Origin of the sequence: Burkholderia sp. BE12, from assembly GCF_002959955.1 — a bacterium.
Classification (GTDB): Bacteria; Pseudomonadota; Gammaproteobacteria; order Burkholderiales; family Burkholderiaceae; genus Burkholderia.
Genome location: NZ_PREY01000010.1, coordinates 130,787 through 146,571, shown reverse-complemented (window position 1 = coordinate 146,571; position 15,785 = coordinate 130,787). Strand labels below are relative to the sequence as shown.

The following is a 15,785-nucleotide window of genomic DNA, read 5'->3' as shown; positions in this document are numbered from 1 at the left end:
CGCCGTTCAGGCCGCCTGCGACGATTCGAGGAAGTCCTGCGCGAAACGCTGCAGCACGCCGCCCGCCTCGTAGATCGACACTTCCTCGGCCGTATCGAGCCGGCACGTCATCGGCACCTCGACACGCTCGCCGTTCCTGCGGTGAATCACGAGCGTCAGGTCGGCGCGCGGCGTGCGCTCGCCGATCACGTCGAAGGTCTCGGTGCCGTCGATGCCGAGCGTCGTCCGGTTGGTGCCGGGCTTGAACTCGAGCGGCAGCACGCCCATCCCGATCAGGTTGGTGCGGTGGATCCGCTCGAAGCCTTCGGCGGCGATCGCCTCGACGCCCGCGAGCCGCACGCCCTTCGCGGCCCAGTCGCGCGACGAGCCCTGGCCGTAGTCGGCGCCGGCCACGACGATCAGCGGCTGCTTGCGATTCATGTACGTCTCGATCGCTTCCCACATCCGCATGACCTTGCCTTCCGGCTCGACGCGCGCGAGCGAGCCCTTCTTCACCGCGCCGTCGACCACCGCCATCTCGTTGATCAGCGTCGGATTCGCGAAGGTCGCGCGCTGCGCGGTCAGGTGGTCTCCCCGGTGCGTCGCGTACGAGTTGAAGTCTTCTTCCGGCAGGCCCATCTTCGCGAGGTACTCGCCGGCCGCGCTGTCCAGCAGGATCGCGTTCGACGGCGACAGGTGGTCGGTCGTGATGTTGTCGCCGAGCACCGCGAGCGGGCGCATGCCCTTCAACGTGCGCTCGCCGGCAAGCGCGCCTTCCCAGTACGGCGGACGGCGGATGTACGTGCTCTGCGCGCGCCAGTCGTAGAGCGGCGCCGCGCGCTCGCCCGCGTCGGCGCTGCGCGCGAACATCGGCTCGTAGACCTTGCGGAACTGCTCGGGCTTCACGCTCGACGCGACGATCGCATCGATCTCCTCGTCGGTCGGCCAGATGTCCTTCAGCGTGACGGGCTGCCCGTCGGGGCCGTGACCGAGCACGTCCTGCTCGATGTCGAAGCGGATCGTGCCGGCGATCGCATACGCGACCACGAGCGGCGGCGACGCGAGGAACGCCTGCTTCGCATAGGGATGAATGCGGCCGTCGAAGTTGCGGTTGCCGGACAGCACGGCCGTCGCGTACAGGTCGCGATCGACGATCTCCTGCTGGATCTTCGGATCGAGCGCGCCCGACATCCCGTTGCAGGTCGTGCACGCGAACGCGACGATGCCGAAGCCGAGCTTCTCGAGTTCGGGCAGCAGGTTCGCTTCTTCCAGATACAGCTCGACCGCCTTCGAGCCCGGCGCGAGCGAGCTCTTCACCCACGGCTTGCGCGTGAGGCCCTTCGCATTCGCGTTGCGCGCGAGCAAGGCCGCCGCGATCACGTTGCGCGGGTTGCTGGTGTTCGTGCAGCTCGTGATCGCGGCGATGATCACCGCGCCGTCGGGCATCTCGCCCGGCTTCTCTTCCCACCGGCCGGCGATCCCGCGCGCGGCCAGATCGGACGTCGGCAGCCGCTTGTGCGGGTTCGACGGGCCGGCCATGTTGCGCACGACGCTCGACAGGTCGAACGTCAGCGTGCGCTCGTATTGCGCGTGGGCCAGCGTATCGGCCCACAGTCCGGCCGCCTTCGCGTAGGTCTCGACGAGCTTCACCTGCTCGTCGCTGCGGCCGGTGAGGCGCAGGTAGTCGATCGTCTGGCCGTCGATGAAGAACATCGCGGCCGTCGCGCCGTATTCAGGCGCCATGTTCGAGATCGTCGCGCGATCGCCGAGCGTCAGGCTCGCCGCGCCTTCGCCGCGGAACTCGAGGTACGCGCCGACCACCTTTTCCTTGCGCAGGAACTCGGTCAGCGCGAGCACCACGTCGGTCGCGGTGATGCCGGGCTGGCGCTTGCCGGTCAGCTCGACGCCGACGATGTCCGGCAGGCGCATCCACGACGCGCGGCCGAGCATCACGTTCTCGGCTTCGAGCCCGCCGACGCCGATCGCGATCACGCCGAGCGCGTCGACGTGCGGCGTGTGGCTGTCGGTGCCGACGCAGGTGTCCGGATACGCGACGCCGTCCTGCGCCTGGATCACCGGCGACATCTTCTCGAGATTGATCTGGTGCATGATGCCGTTGCCCGGCGGGATCACGTCGACGTTCTCGAACGCCTTCTTCGTCCACTCGATGAAGTGGAAGCGATCCTCGTTGCGGCGATCCTCGATCGCGCGGTTCTTCGCGAACGCGTCCGGATCGAAGCCGCCGCATTCGACGGCGAGCGAGTGGTCGACGATCAATTGCACCGGCACGACCGGGTTCACCTTCGCCGGATCGCCGCCGCCGTCCGCGATCGCGTCGCGCAGGCCGGCGAGATCGACGAGCGCCGTCTGCCCGAGGATGTCGTGGCACACCACACGCGCCGGGAACCACGGAAAATCGCGTTCGCGCTTGCGCTCGATGATCTGCTTCAGCGACTCGGCGAGGATCGCCGGATCGCAGCGGCGCACGAGGTTTTCGGCGAGCACGCGCGACGTGTACGGCAGCGTGTCGTAGGCGCCGGGCGCGATCGCGTCGACCGCGGCACGCGCGTCGAAATAGTCCAGCGACGTGCCGGGCAGGGGTTTGCGGTTGGCGGTATTCATGATGTGGGGCGGGAATTCGGGGGATGACGTGCCGCGCGCGCAGGCCGCCCGCATCACGGGCGCCGGTGCGCGCGACAGGCGTTTCAACGCTTCTCGATCGGCACGAACTGCAGGTCTTCCGGGCCCGTGTAGTTCGCGCTCGGGCGAATGATCTTGTTGTCGATGCGTTGCTCGATGATGTGCGCGCTCCAGCCCGACGTGCGCGAGATCACGAACAGCGGCGTGAACATCGCGGTCGGCACGCCCATCATGTGATACGACACCGCGCTGAACCAGTCGAGGTTCGGGAACATCTTCTTCGCGTCCCACATCACCGCTTCGAGGCGCTCGGCGATGCCGTACAGCTTCAGGTCGCCCGCTTCCTTCGACAGCTTGTGCGCGACGCCCTTGATCACCTTGTTGCGCGGATCGGAGATCGTGTAGACCGGGTGGCCGAAGCCGATCACGACTTCCTTGTTCTCGACGCGGCGGCGGATGTCGGCTTCGGCGTCGTCCGGCGAGCTGTAGCGGCTCTGGATTTCATACGCGACTTCGTTCGCGCCGCCGTGCTTCGGCCCGCGCAGCGCGCCGATCGCGCCGGTGATCGCCGAGTAGATGTCCGAGCCCGTGCCCGCGATCACGCGGCCCGTGAACGTCGACGCGTTGAATTCGTGCTCCGCGTACAGGATCAGCGACGTGTGCATCGCCTCGACCCACGATTTCGACGGCGTCTTGCCGTGCAGCAGGTGCAGGAAATGGCCGCCGATCGAGTCGTCGTCGGTTTCCGTCTCGATGCGCTTGCCGTTGTGCGAGAAGTGATACCAGTACAGCAGCATCGAGCCGAGCGACGCCATCAGGCGATCGGCGATGTCGCGCGCGCCCGGCAGGTTGTGGTCGTCCTTCTCCGGCAGCACGGTGCCGAGCACCGACACGCCCGTGCGCATCACGTCCATCGGGTGGGCCGACGCCGGAATCTGTTCGAGTGCGGCCTTCAGTGCGCTCGGCAGGCCGCGCAGCGCGCGCAGCTTGGTCTTGTAGGCGGCCAGTTCGGTCATGTTCGGCAGCGTGCCGTGCACGAGCAGATGCGCGATTTCCTCGAATTCGCACGATTCGGCGACGTCGAGAATGTCGTAGCCGCGATAGTGCAGGTCGTTGCCGGTCTTGCCGACCGTGCACAGCGCGGTGTTGCCGGCCGTCACGCCCGACAGCGCCACCGACTTCTTCGGCTTGAATGCGCCTGCGGCGGCCGGTGCTGCTGCGTCTTTCGTCTCGCTCATGTTTTCCTTCTCCAATGGGTATCGGGGGGCGCGGGCCGCGTTACTTCTTGCCCTGCGCGAACAGTTCGTCGAGCTTGCGCTCGTATTCGTGATAGCCGAGGAAGTCGTACAGCTCGGCGCGCGTCTGCATCGTCGGCACGGCTGCCTTCTGGGTGCCGTCGCGGCGCAGCGTTTCGTAGAAGTTCAGCGCGGCCTTGTTCATCGCGCGATACGCGCCGCAGCAGTACAGCGCGATGTCGACGTTCGCCTCGCGCAGCTCGTCGACCGTGAACAGCGGCGTCGAGCCGAATTCGGTCAGGTTCGCGAGGATCGGCACCTTCACGGCCGCCTTGAAGCGGCGGTAGTCGTCGAGCGTCTTCATCGCTTCCGGGAAGATCATGTCGGCGCCGGCTTCGACGTACGCGACCGCGCGCTCGATCGCCGAGTCGATTCCCTCCGCGGCGGCCGCGTCGGTACGCGCCATGATCACGAACTGATCGTCGGTACGCGCATCGACCGCGGCCTTCACGCGATCGACCATTTCCTCGATCGGCACGACTTCCTTGCCCGGGCGGTGGCCGCAGCGTTTCTGGCCGACCTGGTCCTCCAGGTGCACGGCCGCGACGCCGGCGTTGATGAACGAGCGGACCGTGCGCGCGATGTTGAATGCGCCGCCCCAGCCCGTGTCGATGTCGACCAGCAGCGGCAGGTCGGTCGCGTTGGTGATTCGGGTCGCGTCGATGAGCACGTCTTCCATCGTGCTGATGCCGAGATCGGGAATGCCGAGCGAGTTCGCGGCGACGCCGCCGCCCGACAGGTAGACGGCCTTGAAGCCGACGGCCTGCGCCATCTTGGCCGCGTACGCGGTGATCGCGCCGACCACCTGCAGCGGCTGCTCCGCCGCGACTGCCGCGCGGAACTTCGCGCCGGCGCTCTGAAGATGCGTATTGCTCATGAACGGCCTCCTGATGGAATGCCCGATAACAGCAAGGACCGGGCCAGCTCGCGAAACGCCGCTAACCCACTGATTCTTAAGCACCCGGCCCGAGCGAGGCGGCGCCGGGATATTTCAATTCAGCAATTTCATGTTTCAAAAATGAAATCGCGCGCGCATAATCGGCCGTCATGGACCTCTCTTCGACCAAGCCCGTCGGTCCGGCCGACCGCACGGTGCGCCCGCGCATCTGGGCGATGGGCATCAGCCGCCTGCGCGACCTGTTTCGCGAGATCGCCGGCGAGTTCGACGAACGCGCCGACGTGCGCATCGTGACGCGCGCGTACGAGGATGCGCTCAGCGCGATCGCCGAGGCCGGCACCGCGCGGCCCGACGTGATCGTCGCGGCCGGCTCGAACGGCGGCTTCCTGAAAACGCGCGCCCAGGTGCCGGTGGTGGTCGTGTCGCCGACCGGCTTCGACGTGATGCAGGCGCTCGCGCGCGCCCGGCGCGATGCAGCGCGGATCGCACTGGTCAGCGCCGGCGAAACGCCGCCCGAAGTGCGCCGCTTCGTCGCCGCGTACGGCCTCGACGTGCAGTTTGCGTCATATCAGTCCGCGCAGGAAGCGGAAGCCTGCGTGCACGACCTGCGCGATCGCGGCATCCAGACGATCGTCGGCCCGGGCCTCGTCACCGATCTCGCGGCCAGCGCCGGCATGGGCGCGGTGTTCCTGTATTCGCATGCGTCGGTGCGCAAGGCCGTCGAGACGGCGCTCGAAGTCGCGTATGCGACGCACGCCGAGGCATTCCGCCGCCAGCGGCTCGACACGCTGCTGCAGCACCTGCGCGACGGCGTGGTCGCGCTCGACGCGCGCGGCCGCGTCGAGGCGATCAACGAACGGCTCGCGTCGGCGCTCGGGGTCGAACCGGCGGCGGCCGTCGGCCGCGCGCTCGTCGACCTGCGGCCCGAGCTGCGCACGCTGCGCGGCGAGGACGGCGATGCGCTCGCGACCGTACGCGGCGTGCGCTACGTCGTGCATCGCGGGCCGCTGGTCGATCGCGGCGTCACGTCGGGCAGCGTACTGACGTTCCAGGAATCGCGCGCGGTCGAACGACTCGATCGCGCGCTGCGTTCGCAACCGACCACGCAACAGTTCGCCGCACGCTACGCGCTCGACGACGTGGTCGGCGCATCGGCGCCGATGACGCGCGTGCGCGAGCTCGTGCGCCGCTACGCGAAATCCGACGCGACCGTGCTCGTGCTCGGCGAAAGCGGCACCGGCAAGGAAATGATCGCGCAGAGCCTGCATGCGCTGTCCGCGCGGCGCAGCTATCCGTTCGTCGCGGTCAACTGCGGTGCGTTTCCGGAAGCGCTGCTCGAGAGCGAACTGTTCGGCTATGAAGAAGGCGCGTTCACCGGCGCGCGGCGCGGCGGCAAGACCGGCCTGTTCGAGGCCGCGCACCGCGGCACGCTGTTTCTCGACGAGATCGGCGAGATGCCGCCGTCGCTGCAGAGCCGGCTGCTGCGCGTGCTGCAGGAGCGCGAGGTGATCCGCCTCGGCTCGACCGAGCCGATCCGCATCGACGTGCGCGTGATCGCCGCGACGCACCGGCCGCTGCTCGCGGCCGTCGAGGCCGGCACGTTCCGCGCGGATCTCTATTACCGGCTCAACATCCTGAACGTCGGCCTGCCACCGCTGCGCGAGCGCGCGGCCGACATTCCCGCGCTCGCGGCGACGCTGCTCGTGCAGGCCGCGCGGCGCGAGCCGCGTCTGGCCGAACGCGTGCGCGACACCGACGATGCACTGCGCGTGCTCGACGCGACGCAAGCGACGCTCGCGCGCTACCGCTGGCCCGGCAACGTGCGCGAACTGCAGAACGTGGTCGAGCGGATCGCGGTCGAGCTGGCCGAGGAAGTCGATGAAAGCGATCCGGGCGCCCCGTGCACGGCGCTCGCCCCCGGCGCGCTGCAGGTGATCGCACCCGAGCTGTTCGTCGCGCCGCCCGACGCGGCCGACGCCGATGACGCGCAAACGCTGCACGCGCGCCGCCGTCGCGCGGAAGCCGACGAGATCCGTGCGGTGCTCGACGCGTGCGGCGGCGACCGCGACCGCGCCTGCGCGATGCTCGGCATCAGCAAGACGACGCTGTGGCGGAAGTTGTCGGCGAAATAGGTTCGGGTCGCCCCGTCATTCGGCCTTGTGATAGTGGCGATACGCCTTCGCGCGATTGCCGCACGAAGACATCGAGCACCAGCGCCGGCTGCCGTTCTTGCTGTCGTCGATGAACAGCCACTGGCATGCATCGTTCGCACAACGCTTGACCTTCGCGAGCCGCGCGCCGCCGAGCAGGTCGATCGCCGACCACAGCACCGGGCTCAATAGCCCCGCGAGCGTCGCACCCGACGCGTCGATCCGCCACGCATAGCGGCCGTCGACGCGCGCCAGCGCAACGCGCGGCGACGCTTCCGCCAGAAAGCCGCCGAGCAGCGCGAGATCGGCATCCCGCGGCTCGCGCTGTTCCGCCTGTGCATTAAACAGCCGGTATAGCGCCTCGCGCAACGCGAGCGCCTGCGCGAGCATTGTCGGCTCGTCGTCCTTCTCCTTCTCTTTCTCTTCGTCGGGCACGCGACATGCGTCGGCCAACTCGCCCGGTACGCCCGCCTGTTCGCGACACCACGCCAGCAGGTCGTCCATCGTGCCGAAGGTTTCCGTCGGCGGGTCGCTGCCGCGCCAGTACAGCGTGTTCGCGAAATCGAGGCTCAGCGTGTCGGGCGGCGCCGGGATCAGGCAGTCCGTCGTGACGGAAGGTTGCATTTTTCTCATGATCCGATCGTATCTAACCACCATGCCGGTTGACAAGCACTCGAGCGATTTCTAACATAACCGGCAAGGTGGTTAAAAACAGGTTTGCCGCACCGACGCCCCTTCAATTCAAGGAGACACAGATGATCGATCGTCTTTCGTTCAACGTTATCCACACCGCCGCCGGCCGCACGTACGACGACACCACGCTCGGCGCGCTTCGCTACAAGCGGCTGGCATGGTGTCTATGAGCAGGTTTGCCGCACTGACGTCCACATCAGTTCAAGGAGCCACAGATGATCGATCACCTTTCGTTCGGCGTTGCGCACATCGGCCGCAGCCGCACCTTCTACGACAGCGCGCTCGGCGCACTCGGCTACAAGCGTCTGTATAGCGACGACGGCGCCATCGGGTACGGCACGACCGAGCCCGAGCTGTGGTTGCAGCACGCCGCTCGCCCCGTCGTCGCCGATCCCGATTCGGGGCTGCACCTGTCGTTCAAGGCCGCGTCGCCGGTCGAGGTCGACGCGTTCTACCGCGCCGCCCTTGAGCACGGCGGCAAGGACAACGGCGGGCCCGGCAAGCGCGAGCATTACGGCCCCGGCTATTACGCGGCGTTCGTCGTCGACCCCGACGGGTATCGGCTCGAAGCGCATTGCGAACTCGACAACGTCGTTTGATCCGCTTCGTCCGCACGCGGACGAGCAACAAAGGCCCGGTTCCGCATCGCGCGGAACCGGGCCCCTGATTTCGGCTACATCGTCGTTCGGTACGCGCCGCTCGCGGCGACGGTCATGCCGACGGATCGGGCAGCATGGCCGGCGCGCGGGTGGCTGCGTCCTCCAGTCGGCCCGCGCCGCTCACGCGCTCATTGCGCGTTGCGCGTGCTCTGCAACTGCTCGCCGAGCCCTTCGATCCCGAGGCGCACCATCTGGCCGGCCTTCAGGAACACCGGCGACGGCTTGATGCCCATGCCGACACCCGGCGGCGTACCGGTCGTGATCACGTCGCCCGGCTGCAGCGTCATGCAGGTCGACAGATACGCGATCAGTTGCGCGACCGTGAACACCATCGTGCGCGTGTTGCCGCTCTGATAACGGTGGCCGTCGATTTCGAGCCACAGGTCGAGACGCTGCGGATCGGGTACTTCGTCGCGCGTGACGAGCCACGGGCCGAGCGGGCCGAACGTGTCGAAGCCCTTGCCCTTGTCCCACTGGCCGCCGCGCTCGATCTGCCATTCGCGCTCGGACACGTCGTTGACGACGCAGTAGCCCGCGACGTAATCGAGCGCGCGCGCCTCGTCGACGTCCTTGCACTTCGCGCCGATCACGACACCCAGCTCCACTTCCCAATCGGTCTTGACCGACCCCTTCGGGATGTCGATGCCGTCGTTCGGGCCGCAGATCGAACTCGTCCACTTGCCGAACACGACCGGCTCCTTCGGCACCGCCATGCCGGCTTCGGCTGCGTGGTCGGCGTAGTTCAGGCCGATGCCGATGAACTTGCCGACCTGACCGACGCACGCGCCGATGCGCGGCTCGCCGGACACGAGCGGCAGCGTGGCCGGATCGATGGCGCGCAGCCGCGCGAGACCCGCGTCGGACAGCACCTCACCGGCAAGATCCTGCACATGCGCGGACAAGTCGCGAATCCGGCCGGCCGCGTCGAGGACGCCGGGCTTTTCCTGGCCGGACGGGCCATAGCGAAGCAGTTTCATCGTGCTTAACCTCTGTTGTCGAATGGGACAGGATACCGGCCGCCGTGGCCTTTCGCGGCCGCGCGCCGGACGGGTTGTCGATCGTCGAGTGCACGCGTCGGCGCCGCATGCGGCATGCCGTCGACGCGCGAGAGTCGCGCGGGCGCAGCGATCGCGGCGCCGTACGACGGTACGGCGCGCATCGAACGGGCGGCCGCCGGTCTGCGCATCGGCGACGACGGCCCGGCATCCGCGACGCGTGCCGGGCCATGCCGGCCGGCTGCACGCGCGGCCGCGCCGTCGCTGGCCCGCAAGCCTTTGTACCATCGGCCGCGCGCCGTGAAATGACGCGCGACGGATACCGACTATTGGTGCGCCTGCCGACACTGCGGCGCAGCATGCGCGGCCCCACCGTCGATCGATCGGCAGTCGTGCGCGGCCGCGCCTGCCATCGGCACATGAATACTGGCTATTCGGGGTGCCCCTGTCATCGAAAACGTTTGCTTATCCGTTCTTGTTCGGTAACGATCGGTAAAAAGACGCTGCATTGCACACTGGATGTTTATTGCTAAGCTCGTACGGATGGCTTTCATAGCCATACGCGGAGCCGCCCTATACGCGTGCAGAACCGGCCAGCGTGCGTCGCCAACCGATCGACGGCAATCCCCCAACCTCACACCGACAATGCAGACAACCAACGACCCGCTTCCCGGCAGCGACGCACGGGAATCGATGGCCGCTATCGACCGCTATCGCGCACCCGCGCTCGACAAGGGCCTCGACATCCTCGAACTCCTGTCCGAGCAGAAAGAAGGACTCACCCGCACCGAAATCACGAAGGAACTCGGCCGTAACGCGAGCGAAATCTACCGGATGCTCGAACGCCTCGTCGCGCGCCGCTACGTGATGCGTTCGACCGGCGGCGACCGCTACACGCTCAGCCTCAAGCTGTTCGCGCTTGCGCACCGGCATCCGCCGATGAACCGGCTGATCGCCGAGGCACTGCCGCCGATGCAGCGCTTCGCCGATGCCGCCGAGCAGTCGTGCCACCTGTCCGTCTACGATCGCGGCAACCTGCTCGTGATCGCGCAGGTGGACGGGCCCGGCCCGTGGGGCGTGTCGGTCCGGCTCGGCTCGCGCGTCGGCCTCGCCGATACGGCATCGGGGCGCATGATGTTGGCGTTCCAGGGCGCCGAGCAACGCGCGCACATGCTGGCCGAGCACCACAAGGTCAGGGGCGAGGCGCCGCTGAACGAACAGGAGCTCGCGAATGCGTGTCAGTCCATCCGGCAGTCCGGCTATCTGCGTCAGGACAGCCGGCAAGCGTACGGCGTGACCGACCTGACCGTGCCGATCCTCGGGCCGGCCGGCCACGCGATCGCGGTGCTGACGTGCCCGTACATGCGCCGGATCGATGCGCACATGGCGCCGTCCGTCGACGGGGTCGTCGGCGCACTGCGCGACACGGCCGCCCATCTGTCGATGTGCCGCACCGAGACCTGCTGACGCGCGGGTTACCCGGCAAAGTGCAGCGGGCACGGCACAGCGGCGCCGGCGCCGGGTGTATGCGACGCCCGTGCGGTGCCCGATGCGCGATGCCGCATCGGGCACCCGCGGCGCTACGCTAGAATAGCGGCCCTCTCAAAAACTACGGCGGCCGGTTGTCGCGGCCGTCGTGTCCGATGGATGTCATGGCCAAACTTCTGAACGATCAAGAATTCCAGCGTTTCTCCGAACTTCAGCAGAAGCAGGCAAGCTTCACGATCACGCCCGAGGAAGCGGACGAGTTGCGCGATATCGTCGCGCGCGCGCAGAAAAAGCGCGACGATCGTGCCGCCGCCATGCAGGCGATCGAAAACTACATCGAGCAGTTCGACATCACGCCTGACGAACTCTTCTCGCCCGAGCAGATCGGCGACGCGGCCCGCACCTACGGGCTCATCACGGCGACCAAGAAGGAACGCACTCTGCCGCCGTCGATCACGTTCAACGGCAAGCCGTACCAGTGGACCAAGACGCTTCCGGACGACGTGCGCGGCGCACTGTTCGACGCGTTCACGTCCGGCGAGTCGGTCAAACGCTTCATCGCGATGCCGAAAGACACCGCGCGCTGCGCGCTCACGATCGCCCGCCTCGAGCGCGAAACCGGTGCCATCTATGCCGATTCGCACCTCGAGGAACTCGCGATTTCGCGCGACCAGGTGAACGACGCGGCATCGAAGCTCGCCGCGTGAATGTGATCGCGGGCACGGTTCCTGCGTGCCCGCACCCGCGCGTCACGCCGGCATGGGCCGGCGCCGCGCCCCTGGGAGCCATGCGTTCGCATGCTCCCGAAAAAGCTCACCTCGGCATCCTGCAAGCGCTCACCACGGTCTCCCGAAAAGCCTCACCCAAGGCTCCCGGAGACACTCACCGACGCCTCCCGAACGTCCTCACCAATCGCTCCCGCAAGTGCTCACCGAGGCCTCCCGGAAAGGCTCACCGGCCTCTCCCGCAGGTGCTCACCAACCGTTCCGGGAAAGCTCACCGAACGCTCCCGTATCGGCTCACCACGCTGTCCCGAAAAAGCTCACTCGCCGCTCCCGAAAAGTCTCACCTTGGTGACGGCTCTGAAAATGCGAGGCCGGAATACGGTAGCGAATGCCTGCACGCACATCGGTTGAAACGGCTGCGGCGGACGAATATCGCAGCACGGCGTGAGCATCGCCGGACGCCATGCGTGCGTTACGGTATCGCTTCGACCGACAGGTCCGACACGTTGACAGACGCTTTGCTTCGAGACAGGCTCGAACGCTTTGCATTCCTTATTTAGCATCCGACATGGCGAAACGTTCGGACGCATCGACACCACGCTCTGCCCCAAGCGCCAGACCTGAAACCGACGCCTACGGCTGCAACTTCATCCTGAAACCCACGACGCCGGGCTCCTCCGTCGTCGACACCGCAAACCCGCACGATTTCGCGAGCGAGATCATCGCCGAATTCTCGCGCAGCGCCTCGCCGACCATCCAGGCAGTGCCGCGCGAGCGCGCGTAGTCGATGATGCGGGTCATCATCAGCCGGCCAAGCCCCTTGCCCTTTTGATCGGGCCGTACCGCGATCGCGAACTCCGCCGTCTCGTTGTCGGGATCGGCGACCGCACGCGCGACCGCGAGCGTGTGGTCGCGCCCCGACACATCGGTGAACGACACGATGAAAGCCATCTCACGGTCGTAGTCGATCTGCGTCATGCGCGCCACCTGCGAATGGTCGAAGCTGCGCACCGCGCCGAAGAAACGCATCCGCAAATCTTCCGGCGTCATCGCACCGAGCAGTTCGTTGTGTGCGGCCTCGTCTTCCGGACGGATCGGACGGATCGTCACCGTCTCGCCACGCCACTCGAGCGTCTGCTCGAGGTGCCGCGGATACGGCATGATCGCGAGCCGGCTGCGCCCCGACGCCAGCGTGATGCGCGGCGCGACCACCCATGCGCGATCGGACAGCACGCGCAGCGTGACCGACATCGCGACGACTTCGCGCACGTCGCAGACGACCTGCGACAGTGCCGTCAGCGCGTCGAGCGTCGGCTCGACGGACGTCCTGCGCGCATACGGCGAGCGCTCCATCACCGCGCGGGCGAGCACCGTGTTCAGCGGCGGCAGGCCGTAGACGACGAACGGCGCCGATACGCCATCGGCCGGCGGCACGGCATAGCGAAACACCGGACCGAAATTCGAATCGTCGTACATGTCGACCGTGATGTCGACGACCTTCTTGCCGGCCGGTTCGTTGGGCTGCTCGCCCTGCAGACCGAAACGGGACAACCAGCGCAGCGCGGCTTCGCCGGCCAGTTCATGCTGACCGGCTTCGACCATGCGGCGTGCGTCGGCCTGGGCGGACGCCACGCACTCGGCCGGCTGCAGCGGCGTGCCCTCCGGCGTCTGCATCAGCAACTGGCGCCCGAGGTTGTAGTCGACGAGACGCGCATACGCGCGTGCGAGCCGCTGCGGCGTCGTGTGCACCGGGATGCCGTTCGCGTGCAGCGCATCGCGGGTCGCCGCGTCGACCGCCCCGAAGAAACACGCGAGGATGCCGCGATGCGCATACTGCCGCGAGTCGATCAGCGTGCGCGCGACCGAATCGGCCGGCGCGCTGTGCGAAGTGGAATGAACGACGAACAGCGTGCCCGTCTGCGGAAACGGGGCGAGCGCCTTGATTGCCGCGGCAAAGTGCTCGGGGCGCGCATCGTCGCCCAGCGTAAGCGGATTGGCTGGCGCCGCGAGATGCGGCAACGCGGCCGCGACGGCCGACGTTGCCGCGGGCGACCAGTCGGTCAGCACGTCGCGCACGTCGGCCACCGCATCGACCGCGAGTTTCGCCACGCCCGCATCGCTCGTCACGAGCGTCGCCGCCCCCCGTGCGGTGACGCGGCCGACGCCGAGCGTCTCGATTTCGTCGAGCAGATCGTCGAGCGCATCGACGCGCACCATGCCCGCGCGCTGGAACGCCGCCGTGTAGAGCGCGTCGCCGGGATCGGCACGGCCGGTGCGCAGCGCGAGCACCGGCTTGTTGCGGGCGGCCGCGCGCGCCGCTGACATGAACTTGCGCGCCGCGCGCACGGTATCGAGTTCGAGCAGGATCGCGCGCGTGCCGGGATCGCTTGCCAGATAGTCGAGGACGTCGCCCGCATCGACATCGGATTCGCTGCCGAGCGCGACGACATGCGAAAAGCCGAGGCCCCGCGCATCGGCCCAGCCAAGCACCGCGTTCGTCAATGCATTCGATTGCGACACCCATGCGACGCCGCCCGACCGCGCCGTATATGCAGGCGCGCCGAAATGCGCATGCCGCGCGGGCGACAACACGCCGAGACTGCCCGGCCCGACGATACGGAGCACGAACGGCTTCGCCGCCTTCAGCGTGCGATCGACCGCGGCGCGATCGGCCTCGGTGCGCGCCTCGCCGACGATCACCGCGACGCGCGTGCCCAGCTCACCGAGCTTGCGCACGATGCCGGCCCAGGTCGCGGGCGGCGTGCAGATCACGGCAACCGACGGCGGCGCGGGCAGCCGGTCGACATCGGAGACGACCGTATGCCCGTCCAGCTCGCGATATTTCGGATTGACCGGCCACACGGGCCCCTGGAACGCACCGTCGAGCACACGCGACCACACCATCGCGCCGATACTGCCCGCGCGCGACGACGCGCCGACGACCGCAACGGACTTGGGCTGGAACAACGCATCGAGATGGCGAACGGTCACATCGGCTCCCTGCGGTGACGAAAGACGACACGATCGGCATGCGGCCACGCAGGCCGTGCGCCGATCGACGCGAACCCCAAGCATAGGCGAAGCGCCTGCGACTGCCTATATGCCGAACGGCCGACTGTTCGACGAGCGTCAATGCTCGCACCATGGACTGCAACCCACGCGGGCAGGCATCGCCGCGCCGCTCGCACGATGCACGCAACGCGGCACGACGCTGCAGCCGCTTTCTCAGAGGTGAGGATTTACAGGAGCCATGGTGAGTATCTTCGGGAATCGCACGACACACTGCGCAAACACGCGAAAGGTGATGAAAATCCGCGTCGGGCATGCACCGCGAAAAACGCGAATGCCAATGCGCGTGCATTGCGCCATTACGCGGTTGTTTACGGGAATTCCCCGCAATATGCGGCCGGATCGCAGCGAATTCGCAAAACGGAATCCGTCAATTGCGCGGCATCGCACTTCCATTCGCCAGGGAAAATCGCATGACGATTGCGCCAAAACAAAACGGTGCGAACGCCGCATGGCCGTTCGCACCGTCAGTCGGCACACGAAAGGTGAGGATTTTCGGGAGTCAGTCCTTGATCAGGAAACGTCCGCGATTCTTGCCCAGCCATGCCGGCGCCCGCCCGCGGCCGCTCCAGGTTTCGCCCGTCTTCGGGTTCAGGTACTTCGGCGGCAAGGTCCGCTTCGGCTTCGCGGCGGCGGCCGATCCTGCCGGGAGAAAACCGAGCTCTTCCGGCGTAATGTCGTATTCGTCGATTTTCGCGCGGATATCCGCAATCGCGTCGGCAATCGCCTTTTCACGTTCCTTGTCGATTTTTTGCTGGAGCCGTTCGAGCTGCGCGCTCAGTTGCCTGTAGGTCGCCATATGGATGGGACTCCGTGAGTGTTATTCGTGAAAAACAAGTGACTCAAAGCAAACAGAAAAGCGCTTCCCCGATCGTGGTCTCCTCAGCCGGTCATTTCGGGATCAATAGCCGCTCTTCTTCTTGCATGCGAAGAGAAGATTTCGCACGGCGTCATCCGTCGATTGCTGGATCACTTCGAAATCGCCGTTGCACATGGCCCGGGCATTGTCCGTGCAATTGCTCCAGTCGCTGCCGGTGCATTGCACCTGAGTGGTCGGGCGCCCGTCCGAAGTGAACAGCGGAGCACTGCCACCGCACCCGCCGAGCCCTGCAACCAGAGCCAACATCACGGCCGCCCGAGGCCACCGACAGACCGACGCAAGCATGTGTTTCATTGTTCTTCCCGTCAACCTTT

Annotated in this window: 12 protein-coding genes; 4 read left to right on the top strand and 8 right to left on the bottom strand. The window is 67.1% G+C overall.

The features are described 5' to 3' along the window. Window positions 1-6: 6 nt before the first annotated feature. The 3 genes from acnD to prpB form a co-directional block, all read right to left on the bottom strand. Window positions 7-2,601 carry a Fe/S-dependent 2-methylisocitrate dehydratase AcnD gene (gene acnD, locus C4B30_RS13560; protein WP_027781670.1) on the bottom strand — a complete coding sequence of 865 codons (2,595 nt, stop codon included), beginning with the start codon at window positions 2,599-2,601 and terminating at the stop codon, window positions 7-9. 83 nt (window positions 2,602-2,684) lie between these two features. Beyond that, a complete protein-coding gene (prpC, locus tag C4B30_RS13555; RefSeq protein ID WP_027781671.1) occupies window positions 2,685-3,857 on the bottom strand; it encodes a bifunctional 2-methylcitrate synthase/citrate synthase in 1,173 nt (390 codons plus the stop codon). 40 nt (window positions 3,858-3,897) lie between these two features. Next, window positions 3,898-4,791 carry a methylisocitrate lyase gene (gene prpB / locus C4B30_RS13550; protein WP_027781672.1) on the bottom strand — a complete coding sequence of 298 codons (894 nt, stop codon included), beginning with the start codon at window positions 4,789-4,791 and terminating at the stop codon, window positions 3,898-3,900. A 170-nt stretch (window positions 4,792-4,961) separates the two neighbouring features. Here prpB and prpR point away from each other — a divergent pair, with 170 nt between their 5' ends. Then, window positions 4,962-6,944, top strand: a complete 1,983-nt coding sequence (gene prpR, locus C4B30_RS13545) for a propionate catabolism operon regulatory protein PrpR (protein ID WP_027781673.1) — start codon at window positions 4,962-4,964, stop codon at window positions 6,942-6,944. A 15-nt stretch (window positions 6,945-6,959) separates the two neighbouring features. Here prpR and C4B30_RS13540 read toward each other — a convergent pair whose 3' ends face one another. Continuing rightward, window positions 6,960-7,595 (bottom strand): CGNR zinc finger domain-containing protein, encoded by a 636-nt coding sequence (locus tag C4B30_RS13540; RefSeq protein ID WP_227789630.1) that lies wholly within the window; start codon window positions 7,593-7,595, stop codon window positions 6,960-6,962. Window positions 7,596-7,870: 275 nt separating this feature from the next. Between C4B30_RS13540 and C4B30_RS13535 the strand changes: the two genes are divergently transcribed. Continuing rightward, window positions 7,871-8,254, top strand: coding sequence for a VOC family protein (locus C4B30_RS13535; protein ID WP_027781675.1), 384 nt, complete (start codon window positions 7,871-7,873; stop codon window positions 8,252-8,254). Window positions 8,255-8,442: 188 nt separating this feature from the next. On the opposite strand, the gene C4B30_RS13530 is transcribed toward C4B30_RS13535, so the two are convergent. Then, entirely contained in the window at window positions 8,443-9,291 is an 849-nt protein-coding gene (locus C4B30_RS13530; protein WP_027781676.1) for an ureidoglycolate lyase, read from the bottom strand. A gap of 663 nt (window positions 9,292-9,954) precedes the next feature. On the opposite strand from C4B30_RS13530, the gene C4B30_RS13520 reads away from it, so the two are divergent. Both C4B30_RS13520 and C4B30_RS13515 read left to right on the top strand, forming a co-directional pair. After that, window positions 9,955-10,776, top strand: a complete 822-nt coding sequence (locus tag C4B30_RS13520) for an IclR family transcriptional regulator (RefSeq protein WP_027781678.1) — start codon at window positions 9,955-9,957, stop codon at window positions 10,774-10,776. A 176-nt stretch (window positions 10,777-10,952) separates the two neighbouring features. Then, window positions 10,953-11,504, top strand: a complete 552-nt coding sequence (locus C4B30_RS13515; protein WP_027781679.1) for a hypothetical protein — start codon at window positions 10,953-10,955, stop codon at window positions 11,502-11,504. Between the two features lie 651 nt (window positions 11,505-12,155). Here C4B30_RS13515 and C4B30_RS13510 read toward each other — a convergent pair. The 3 genes from C4B30_RS13510 to C4B30_RS13500 all read right to left on the bottom strand — a co-directional run bounded on the left by C4B30_RS13510 (window position 12,156) and on the right by C4B30_RS13500 (window position 15,765). Beyond that, entirely contained in the window at window positions 12,156-14,513 is a 2,358-nt protein-coding gene (locus C4B30_RS13510; RefSeq protein ID WP_027781680.1) for a GNAT family N-acetyltransferase, read from the bottom strand. Window positions 14,514-15,093: 580 nt separating this feature from the next. Further along, a complete protein-coding gene (locus tag C4B30_RS13505; RefSeq protein ID WP_027781681.1) occupies window positions 15,094-15,390 on the bottom strand; it encodes an H-NS histone family protein in 297 nt (98 codons plus the stop codon). A 102-nt stretch (window positions 15,391-15,492) separates the two neighbouring features. Beyond that, window positions 15,493-15,765, bottom strand: a complete 273-nt coding sequence (locus tag C4B30_RS13500) for a hypothetical protein (protein ID WP_063831192.1) — start codon at window positions 15,763-15,765, stop codon at window positions 15,493-15,495. Window positions 15,766-15,785: the final 20 nt, after the last annotated feature.

Coding starts and splice junctions, on each gene's coding strand:
- acnD (WP_027781670.1), bottom strand. CDS start 2,601: ATGAATACCGCCAACCGCAAACCCCTGCCCGGCACGTCGCTGGACTAT.
- prpC (WP_027781671.1), bottom strand. CDS start 3,857: ATGAGCGAGACGAAAGACGCAGCAGCACCGGCCGCCGCAGGCGCATTC.
- C4B30_RS13515 (WP_027781679.1), top strand. CDS start 10,953: ATGGATGTCATGGCCAAACTTCTGAACGATCAAGAATTCCAGCGTTTC.
- C4B30_RS13535 (WP_027781675.1), top strand. CDS start 7,871: ATGATCGATCACCTTTCGTTCGGCGTTGCGCACATCGGCCGCAGCCGC.
- C4B30_RS13505 (WP_027781681.1), bottom strand. CDS start 15,390: ATGGCGACCTACAGGCAACTGAGCGCGCAGCTCGAACGGCTCCAGCAA.
- C4B30_RS13540 (WP_227789630.1), bottom strand. CDS start 7,595: ATGAGAAAAATGCAACCTTCCGTCACGACGGACTGCCTGATCCCGGCG.
- C4B30_RS13500 (WP_063831192.1), bottom strand. CDS start 15,765: ATGAAACACATGCTTGCGTCGGTCTGTCGGTGGCCTCGGGCGGCCGTG.
- C4B30_RS13530 (WP_027781676.1), bottom strand. CDS start 9,291: ATGAAACTGCTTCGCTATGGCCCGTCCGGCCAGGAAAAGCCCGGCGTC.
- prpB (WP_027781672.1), bottom strand. CDS start 4,791: ATGAGCAATACGCATCTTCAGAGCGCCGGCGCGAAGTTCCGCGCGGCA.
- C4B30_RS13520 (WP_027781678.1), top strand. CDS start 9,955: ATGCAGACAACCAACGACCCGCTTCCCGGCAGCGACGCACGGGAATCG.
- prpR (WP_027781673.1), top strand. CDS start 4,962: ATGGACCTCTCTTCGACCAAGCCCGTCGGTCCGGCCGACCGCACGGTG.